Origin of the sequence: Streptomyces soli (assembly GCF_003999195.1) — a bacterium.
GTDB classification, from domain to species: Bacteria; Actinomycetota; Actinomycetes; order Streptomycetales; family Streptomycetaceae; genus Actinacidiphila; species Actinacidiphila soli.
Genome location: NZ_RJVR01000198.1, coordinates 20,338 through 28,375 on the forward strand (window position 1 = coordinate 20,338; position 8,038 = coordinate 28,375).

Here is an 8,038-nt window from a genome sequence, read left to right on the forward strand (position 1 = left end):
CAGTCAGTCCACGGCAGGAGAATGAGAAATGGTGGCCACGGTACTGGATATCGGATTTCCTGCAGGGGGGTATTCCTTCACTCTGGCCGGAGAGTCCCTGGAAGGGAATTCTCCCGGACCTGGCGCCTGGATTGCGGTTGCGCTGATCAGCGCCGCGACGCTGGCCGGGGCATGGCTTGCCCGCCGGAATGCGGAGAAGAGCGGGCTGTGGCTGTCCCTCGCATCCGCGATCATGCTGGCCACCGCGATGACGGACATCATCCCGGATGTCTGGAGGGAGTCGGTAACAACAGGGCTGCCGCTGTGGGTGGCCGGAGCCTCCGGCGCGTTCGGCTTCCTGGTGGTCACCTACTTCACACGCAAGGGCTGCGCACACGGGCACGAGGACGAGTCCCCTCGGCCTGGTCGGCACGCCCCAGGACGCCACCGCCGCGTCAAGGAGGCGGTGCAGGCGGTCGCCTTCGGCGGCATGGGCACGGCCGCCGCACTGACCACGCACCGGGTCATCGAAGGCGCGACGCTGGCGCTGATCGTCTCCTTGCCCATCATCCTGGCCCTGGCCATCCACTCCGCCAGCGAGGGCGTGACCCTGGCCGCCATGCTCGGCGAGGCCAAGCAGCGGCTGTTTCCGTGGCTGGTGACCTCCGCGGTCAGCCCCGCGGTCGGCGTCATCATCGCCACTTTCCGACCCCTGCCGGTGATCCTCGTCCCGGTACTGCTCGCCCTGGTCGGCGGCGTCCTGCTGCGCACCGCGGTCGTCGGGATGAAACTCGCGGCGAGCAAACGCAAGTCCGGTGAGCTGGGCCGCCGGCACATGGCGGCCTCCATCGCCGTGGCATCCGCTCTCGGAACCCTCATGGTCCTGGCGCACTGACACCACGCGCCATACCCCCCAACCAGCCGCAGCGGTAAGGAACGGCCATGCCTTCGGGGCCGCTGAGGAAGGTGACGCCGTGCCCCATCGGGTGCGGTGCCAACGAAGAGCACGACCACAGAAAGGCTGAAGGCCATGAGCGCTGAGTGCCGCGGCGAAACGACAAGCCTCCAGGACCAGGAGTCCCGCCAGACCGGTCACCACCACCACGCCGGCGATGCGCACCTGCACACCGGTGAGGACCACGACCACAAGGACGAGTGCGACCACGAGGCCGAGCAGGCGTGCGCCGGAAAGGGCGCCGTACGCAACGCCGACAACGACTGACCCCCAGCCGATGCCGGCCGGGGCGTCATCCGTACGCGGACAACGCCGGACTCCCCTTTGCCCGACTCGAATATCGGAGGCTGCACCATGGACGACAATCACCATGATCACTCGGGGCACAGCCATGCGTTGAGCCCCGAAGCGGACCGCCGCTACCTCACGGCGGCGCTCGTCCTGATCGCCGGCTTCATGGCCGTCGAAGTCGTCATCGGCGTCATCGCCGGATCGATGGCCCTGATCTCCGATGCCGGGCACATGCTCACCGATGCGGTGTCCCTGGTCCTCGCCCTGATCGCGATGCGACTCGCCGCCCGCCCGGCCCGCGGGCACCTGACGTACGGGCTCAAGCGGGCCGAGATCCTCTCCGCTCAGGTCAACGGCATCACGCTGCTGCTGCTCGGCGCGATCCTCGGCTACGAGTCCGTACGCCGCCTGATCACACCGCCCGAGGTGGAGGGCGGACTGGTGCTGGGAACCGCACTGGCCGGTATCGCCGTCAACATCGTCGCCGTCTGGCTGATCGGCAAGGCCAACCGTTCCAGTCTCAATGTCGAGGGTGCCTTCCAGCATCTCCTCAACGACCTCTGGGCGTTCATCGGCACCGCGGTGGCCGGCCTGGTCGTGCTGCTCACCGGCTTCATGCGAGCCGATGCCCTGGCGTCGCTCGTCGTGGTGGTCCTGATGCTGAAGGCCGGGTACGGCCTCGTCCGGGCATCCTGCAAGATCTTGCTCGAGGCAGCACCGGCGTCCCTCGATCCCGAACGCATCGGCCGGGAACTCGCCGCCTGGCCCGGGGTCGCAGAGGTCCACGACCTCCACATCTGGACCATCACCTCCGGCTATCCGGCGCTGTCGGCGCACGTCCTGGTCCACAAGGACCTTGACTGCCACAACACCCGCACCCTGCTCCAGCATCACCTGTCGGCCGAGTACGGCATCCAGCACGCCACCCTGCAGACGGATCACGTCCTCGATGCCCCCGAGCAAGCCTCCGCCGAGGCGCACTGCGCCGATCCCCACGGCCCTGTCCACCGCGCACTGGCATGACCACCTGGGGGATGTAATGACAACCTACGAACCGGAAAGCCCCGTCATAGCCGTCGATGCTGCCGCACTCGCCCGGGTGGGCACCGCGCTGGCCGACGAGAGCCGTCGCCAGCTCCTCCTCGCCCTGCTGGAAGCACCCGCTTACCCCGCGGACCTGGCGGACCGTCTCGGCATGACGCGCGGCAACGTATCCAACCACCTGTCCTGTCTGCGAGGTTGCGGTCTGGTGACCGCCATACCCGCAGGCCGGCGAGTGAGCTACCAGCTGGCCGACCCCAAGCTCGCCCACGCGCTCGCCGATCTGGCGGCACTGGTACTGATCGTCGACCACTCCGACCCAGCGGAACTCCATGACCGACTCCCGCTGCCCAATTGGCGGGATCGAGCAGCTTACCCAGCCCGCTGAGACCGGGACATGAGGCTGGCCTCCGGCCTGGTCAGAACGTCCCACCGAGCCCGGACACGAGATCAACCCGGCGGCCATCGTCGCGATGAGCGAGCGCAGCATCGACATCTCCCGCGAGTTCGCCAAGCCCTGGACCGACGAAATCGTCCGGGCTGCCGATGTCGTCGTTTCCCTGTTGCGGGAGCCTAAGCAGCACGTGGTGGAAGCCCAGGTCGAGATGTTTTGCGAGAGCGACGGCTTCGACGAGGGCCCGCACGATGAGGACGTCCTCTAGCTAGGGCCAGCACGCAACCCATGAGGGGCGGGGGCGTGCTGGCGTGGTCGCCGAGGCTGGTGTTCGCCTTCGCGTCGCGGTCGGCTTGGGTCGCCGGAACCTTGTCACCGCACAGATGCTTTCGCATCCGGCCTCGCCATGCGGCTGCGGCCATAACGCTGTCGGCGTGGGGCCACCAACTCGGCGTCAGCGATGCCACGTCGCTATTCTGGCCTGCGTGCCGGCCATGTCGCGGGCGCAAGGTTCCGGGCGCGCCGGGCCAGTGAACCGCCCGGCGTGAGATGGCGGCCGGGGGAAGAGCCGCAGCAGCAGCGGGACACGTGCCTGCCTGGGAGTGTGGCGGAACTGATCAGGACCCGGCCGGCCCCGCCGATCCGGCTTGTCGCCCCGACCGCCCAGGTGGTGCCCGCCTGAGCGGTCTTGGGGCAGAAGGTACACGCTTTCTTGAATTCAGAATTTCCTGTACGGTTCTTGGTGTGCTGACTACCATCGCCACGGACATCGATGCGCTCACGCGGTTCGGCCGCGCGCTGGCCGACCCGATCCGCTGCCGCCTGCTGATCGCCCTGAACGAGGCCCCCGCCCATCCGGCCGACCTGGCCGACGCCCTCGGCATCTCCCGGACCCGGCTGTCGAACCACCTTGCCTGCCTGCGCGACTGCGGCCTGGTCGTCGCCGTCCCCGTAGGCCGGCGGGTGCGGTACGAGCTGGCCGACGCCCGGCTCGGCCACGCCCTGGACCACCTGCACAACGCGGTGCTGGCCGTCGAGGCCGACCGTACGTGCGTGGACGCCGAGAAGGGCTGCTGCCCGTGACTGCGGCAACCCTCGGCTCCGCCCCGGACCGCCGCGAGGTGCTGACCCGGCGGATCCGGCTGCTGGTCGCCGCCACCATCACCTACAACGTCATCGAAGCAGTCGTCGCCATCACCGCAGGCACGATCGCATCCTCCACTGCGCTCGTCGGCTTCGGCCTGGACTCGGTCATCGAGGTCTCCTCCGCCGCCGCGGTCGCCTGGCAGTTCTCCGCCGCCGACCACGCGGTGCGCGAGGCACGGGAAAAGACCGCGCTGCGCATCATCGCGCTCTCCTTCTTCGCCCTGGCCGCCTACGTCACTGTCGACTCCGTCCGCGCCCTGACCGGGACCGGCGAAGCCGGACACTCCACGCCCGGCATCGTGCTGGCCGCCGTGTCGCTGGCGGTGATGCCGTTCCTGTCCGCCGCCCAGCGCCGGGCCGGGCGCGAACTCGGCTCCGCCTCCGCGGTCGCGGACTCCAAGCAGACGCTGCTGTGTACGTACCTGTCCGCCGTCCTGCTGGCAGGACTACTGGCCAACACCTTCCTCGGATGGGCCTGGGCCGACCCGATCGCCGCCCTGGTCATCGCCGCCGTCGCCGTCAAGGAAGGCCGGGAGGCGTGGCGTGGCGAGAGTTGCTGCGCCGTTCCGGTCGGTGCCGTGGCGGGGTCCGAGACGGCCGCGACAGAGGACGGATGCGGGTGCAGTCCGGGCTGCACGTGCTGCGGCCCGACCGAAGCCGGGGAGTGAGCGGACGATGACCGCCCGGGCGCTGGCCGCGCTGGCGCAGTACGCGGTGCGGACAGGGACAGCCTTCGGGCTGCGCGCACCGTCGTGAGCGAGCCGGGGCGCTGACTCCAACTCCCCGGCTCGCCCGACCTACGCTTCGGTGCCACCGCCACGGCGCTTGACCCACAGCACGGCGCCGACCAAGGCGATGACGGCAGCGCCGACGATGGCTGCGACGACGCCGATCCCCTTCGCGCGTCACTGCTCTGCGTGGCCTCGTCGGCGACCGGGCTCGGCTCGTCCGACGCCGGCGAGGACGACGGTGGGGACGCGGAGGGCAGTGTGCTCGGCACCGTACTCGCGCTCGGGCTGATCGGGGTGGCGCCCGCCGCGGCGGGCTTGAGCTCTAGGACGGGCGCGGGGTTGTCCGGTTCGTGCTGCCCGGCCTGGGGCACCTCGATCCAACGGGAAATGCGGAATGGCCGTAGGCGTCGAGTTCCTCGACGGTGCCGCCGAGTTTGGCACGGAGGGTCTCGTGTACGCCTTGGACTTCGCTGAGAGCAGCCAGCGGTTGCCGACCAGGTAGAGCCCGCTGTACGGCTGGGAGTAGTCCAGCCAGGCGCGCTGTCCGGCGGTGATGTCGAAGTCGAGAAACACGTAGTTGGCCTCGTCGGTCGTGCATTGCGCCTGTCGGTAGTCGGCGGCCTTTGACGTGATCCGGCCTTACAGCCGACGGCGGCGGCCAACTGCTGCACGGTGAAGGGCCGGGAGGCCTTGGCACTCGTACTCGTACTCACCTGTGGGCGGGACGAGGTGCTGCCAGTCGCCACCACGTGCGGTTCGACCCGGTCCTCGCCCTCACCCGCCCCGGCAGCGACGGCACCGACACCCCATCGCACTGCGACGACGCCCACGGCCCGGCCCGCCGCGACGGACCCCACGACCACTGAGACACCCGCCCGACCGGGGGTCACGACCACCAGTGAAGGGACTGGCATGGAAGTGACGGCAGGACGAACGCTCACCGGGCGGCCCCGCGACCAGCGAACACAGCGGCCAGCTGGGCGACGATCCTCGGGCCCTGCCACGCCGTGGACGGCCGCCGTCCGCAGCGCGTACACGCCGCACACCCCGTGCGACACCGTCGCAGTCGACTGCACATGCTGGCCTCCGTCCGGAGTACTGACCAGAATTGCTTTCCAGGGTGTGCCCCGAGCCCTGACACAGTCCACAGTTCGGCGGACCCGAATCGAACCGGAACGCCCCTGCTGGCCACCAACAGCCCGGCCGCACCACTTCCGCACCAGTCAGGGCGGTATCCCACGGGCGGCAAGGGGCAACAGCGGGAGCAGGCCCTCCCACCAACCGATCAGGCGCAGATACCGGCTGACCTGCGCATACACACCGGGAGGCGCCCGAGATTCCCAAGCTCAGAGCGCGGGTTCGATTCCCGTCACCCGCTCCACGCTTGAGCCCCAGGTCAGAGGCATGGGGCTTGCTTGTTGTCTAGACCAATTCCGTCCCGTCGTGCCCTTCGCGTGCCCTAACTCCGGAAAACCGTGCGGCCAGAGGCCAGTTAATGGGAAACGATTTGGTTCTACCGACTGGTTGTCTCGAATGACGAGACCCATTTTCTGTGACCTGGACCACTCAGGGCGTCGTTGCGGCCGCTACCGATCGTCCTGACGGATGGCCACCGGAGCCGGCGTGATTGCCGGAGCCGCCCCAGTGCCTGGGGTCGCCGTAGTATCCGCCGCGAACAACGGATGCGGCTGGCATGGCTCCTGGGCTGCTGTGACTGAAATCGGAGCCCGAGACCTCCCCGACCTTTCCACCATGACTCCCGGTCCATGCCGGAGGAGACCGAACCCGCCGTCGAGGTTCACGCCGAGAGTGCCTGGTCACCGAAGTCGCTGTCCTGCACGCAGGCAGCAGCCAATTCATCCAGGGACACCTCCAGCGCTGCGGCCAGGGCCGACACGGTGAAGAACGCCGGTGTCGGCGCCCGACCGGTCTCGATCTTGCGCAGCGTCTCCGCCGACACCCCCGCCGCCGCAGCGATCTCCACCATGCTGCGATCGCCGCGTGCCTGACGCAGCAGCGCACCGAACCGCTCTCCGCGCTGCCGTTCCCACGGAGTCAAAGGAGTTCTCACCATGTCCGTGATACTAATACCGGTATAAGAATTGGATGCCGGTGCGTGAGACAGGGAGTCGCAGGACATGGTAGAGATCAAGACCGACGCGGCGCTGGACGCGATGCGGGAAGCCGGGCGTGTCGTGGCCCAGGCCCTCGCCGCCGTCCGGGAAGCGGCAGGCGTCGGGGTGTCCCTACAGGAACTGGACGAAGCGGCCCGCACCGTCTTGACCAAGGCCCGGGCCCGCTCGCCCTTCCTCGGCTACCGGCCCTCCTTCGCCCCCACGCCCTTCCCGGCCGTGATCTGCACCTCGGTCAACGACGCCATCGTCCACGGCATCCCCACCGGCTACCACCTGCGTGACGGCGACCTGGTCAGCATCGACTGCGGCGCAGAACTCGACGGCTGGACCGGCGACGCCGCCATCACCTTCACCGTCGGCAACCCCCGCCCAGCCGACCTGGACCTGATCACCGCCACCCAGCGCGCTCTCGACGCCGGCATCGCCGCAGCCACCCCCCGCAACCGCATCGGCGACATCTCCCACGCCATCGGCACCGTCGCCCGATCCGCACGCTGTGGCATGCCCGCCGACTTCGGCGGCCACGGCATCGGCCGCCGCATGCACGAAGACCCCCACGTCCCCAACCGAGGACGCCCCCGCCGCGGCTTCCCCCTCCGCCACGGCCTGACCCTCGCCATCGAACCCATGCTCATGGCCGGCGGCCGCGACGACTACCGCACCGGCACCGACGGCTGGACCCTCCACACCATCGACGGCAGCCGAGCAGCCCACATCGAGCACACCGTCGCCATCACCGAAGAAGGCCCCCGCATCCTGACCCTGCCCTGACCGGATCGGATCGGATCGGGGCCTTCACGCCCCACGCCACCCTTGTGTTCGACACGAAACCCACAGATCCGAAGAACGCGGTGCCGGGAGAACGCGAGGCGCAGAACACGCCCCCTCCACTCTCCTGGGGAAGCAGGCCCATGACCGCGTCCTTCATCCTCTCGACCGCGTCGAAGGTGAACCGGCTGTCCTCGACGAACGCCGAAAAGCGAAGGGCTGCGGCAGTCGGCACTGGCCCGCGGGGATCGGAGAAGTCGAAGAACTGCTCACTCGCGCTCTTCTCACGCCGCCAGGTCAGATCAGCGGGAAAGCCCGGCGAAAGCCGCCCGCAAACGGGAGCCGAGGAAACTCTCGCCGCATGCGCGCTACCGCTTCGTCCGGACGGACAGAAGTCTGCGGATCAGGGCCCGGCGTCGGGCACCAGTGGACGGTAGACCGTGTCGAGGTTCTTGTGTACGGGTCGAGGTCGTCGACCTTGATTGTGCGTTTACCTGTCTATTGCCCCTCCTTGAGCAACGTCTCTGATGAGCTGTCGGAGACATGACCGACGGGGGTCAGGATGGCAATCGAGCTGCCGGGTGAGGTGGTGTCGTTC

At 68.8% G+C, this 8,038-nt stretch carries 9 protein-coding genes; 8 read left to right on the forward strand and 1 reads right to left on the reverse strand.

What is annotated here, in order from left to right; all coding sequences use genetic code 11:
* Positions 1-28 precede the first annotated feature (28 nt).
* From EFK10_RS18950 to EFK10_RS18980, 7 genes are all read left to right on the forward strand, one after another.
* The gene (locus EFK10_RS18950; RefSeq protein ID WP_127356874.1) at positions 29-874 is read left to right on the forward strand and encodes a ZIP family metal transporter; all 846 of its coding nucleotides are present in this window, start codon (positions 29-31) and stop codon (positions 872-874) included.
* A 135-nt stretch (positions 875-1,009) separates the two neighbouring features.
* Positions 1,010-1,201 carry a hypothetical protein gene (locus tag EFK10_RS18955; protein ID WP_127356875.1) on the forward strand — a complete coding sequence of 64 codons (192 nt, stop codon included), beginning with the start codon at positions 1,010-1,012 and terminating at the stop codon, positions 1,199-1,201.
* 87 nt (positions 1,202-1,288) lie between these two features.
* Positions 1,289-2,248, forward strand: coding sequence for a cation diffusion facilitator family transporter (locus tag EFK10_RS18960; protein ID WP_127356876.1), 960 nt, complete (start codon positions 1,289-1,291; stop codon positions 2,246-2,248).
* Between the two features lie 16 nt (positions 2,249-2,264).
* Complete coding sequence (locus tag EFK10_RS18965) at positions 2,265-2,654, forward strand: ArsR/SmtB family transcription factor (RefSeq protein WP_127356877.1); 390 nt, start codon at positions 2,265-2,267, stop codon at positions 2,652-2,654.
* An 85-nt stretch (positions 2,655-2,739) separates the two neighbouring features.
* Complete coding sequence (locus EFK10_RS48740) at positions 2,740-2,928, forward strand: low molecular weight phosphatase family protein (protein ID WP_206305506.1); 189 nt, start codon at positions 2,740-2,742, stop codon at positions 2,926-2,928.
* A 479-nt stretch (positions 2,929-3,407) separates the two neighbouring features.
* Positions 3,408-3,743, forward strand: coding sequence for an ArsR/SmtB family transcription factor (locus tag EFK10_RS18975; RefSeq protein WP_127356883.1), 336 nt, complete (start codon positions 3,408-3,410; stop codon positions 3,741-3,743).
* A complete protein-coding gene (locus EFK10_RS18980) occupies positions 3,740-4,474 on the forward strand; it encodes a cation transporter (protein ID WP_127356878.1) in 735 nt (244 codons plus the stop codon). The genes EFK10_RS18975 and EFK10_RS18980 overlap by 4 nt, the downstream gene beginning before the upstream one ends.
* Before the next feature lie 1,861 nt (positions 4,475-6,335).
* Here EFK10_RS18980 and EFK10_RS18985 read toward each other — a convergent pair.
* Entirely contained in the window at positions 6,336-6,611 is a 276-nt protein-coding gene (locus EFK10_RS18985) for a helix-turn-helix domain-containing protein (protein WP_127356879.1), read from the reverse strand.
* 64 nt (positions 6,612-6,675) lie between these two features.
* Here EFK10_RS18985 and map point away from each other — a divergent pair, with 64 nt between their 5' ends.
* On the forward strand, positions 6,676-7,443 hold the full coding sequence (gene map, locus EFK10_RS18990) for a type I methionyl aminopeptidase (RefSeq protein WP_127356880.1): 768 nt from the start codon (positions 6,676-6,678) through the stop codon (positions 7,441-7,443).
* The last annotated feature ends 595 nt before the right edge of the window (positions 7,444-8,038 follow it).

Coding starts and splice junctions, on each gene's coding strand:
- EFK10_RS18950 (WP_127356874.1), top strand. CDS start 29: ATGGTGGCCACGGTACTGGATATCGGATTTCCTGCAGGGGGGTATTCC.
- EFK10_RS18955 (WP_127356875.1), top strand. CDS start 1,010: ATGAGCGCTGAGTGCCGCGGCGAAACGACAAGCCTCCAGGACCAGGAG.
- EFK10_RS18960 (WP_127356876.1), top strand. CDS start 1,289: ATGGACGACAATCACCATGATCACTCGGGGCACAGCCATGCGTTGAGC.
- EFK10_RS18965 (WP_127356877.1), top strand. CDS start 2,265: ATGACAACCTACGAACCGGAAAGCCCCGTCATAGCCGTCGATGCTGCC.
- EFK10_RS48740 (WP_206305506.1), top strand. CDS start 2,740: ATGAGCGAGCGCAGCATCGACATCTCCCGCGAGTTCGCCAAGCCCTGG.
- EFK10_RS18985 (WP_127356879.1), bottom strand. CDS start 6,611: ATGGTGAGAACTCCTTTGACTCCGTGGGAACGGCAGCGCGGAGAGCGG.
- map (WP_127356880.1), top strand. CDS start 6,676: ATGGTAGAGATCAAGACCGACGCGGCGCTGGACGCGATGCGGGAAGCC.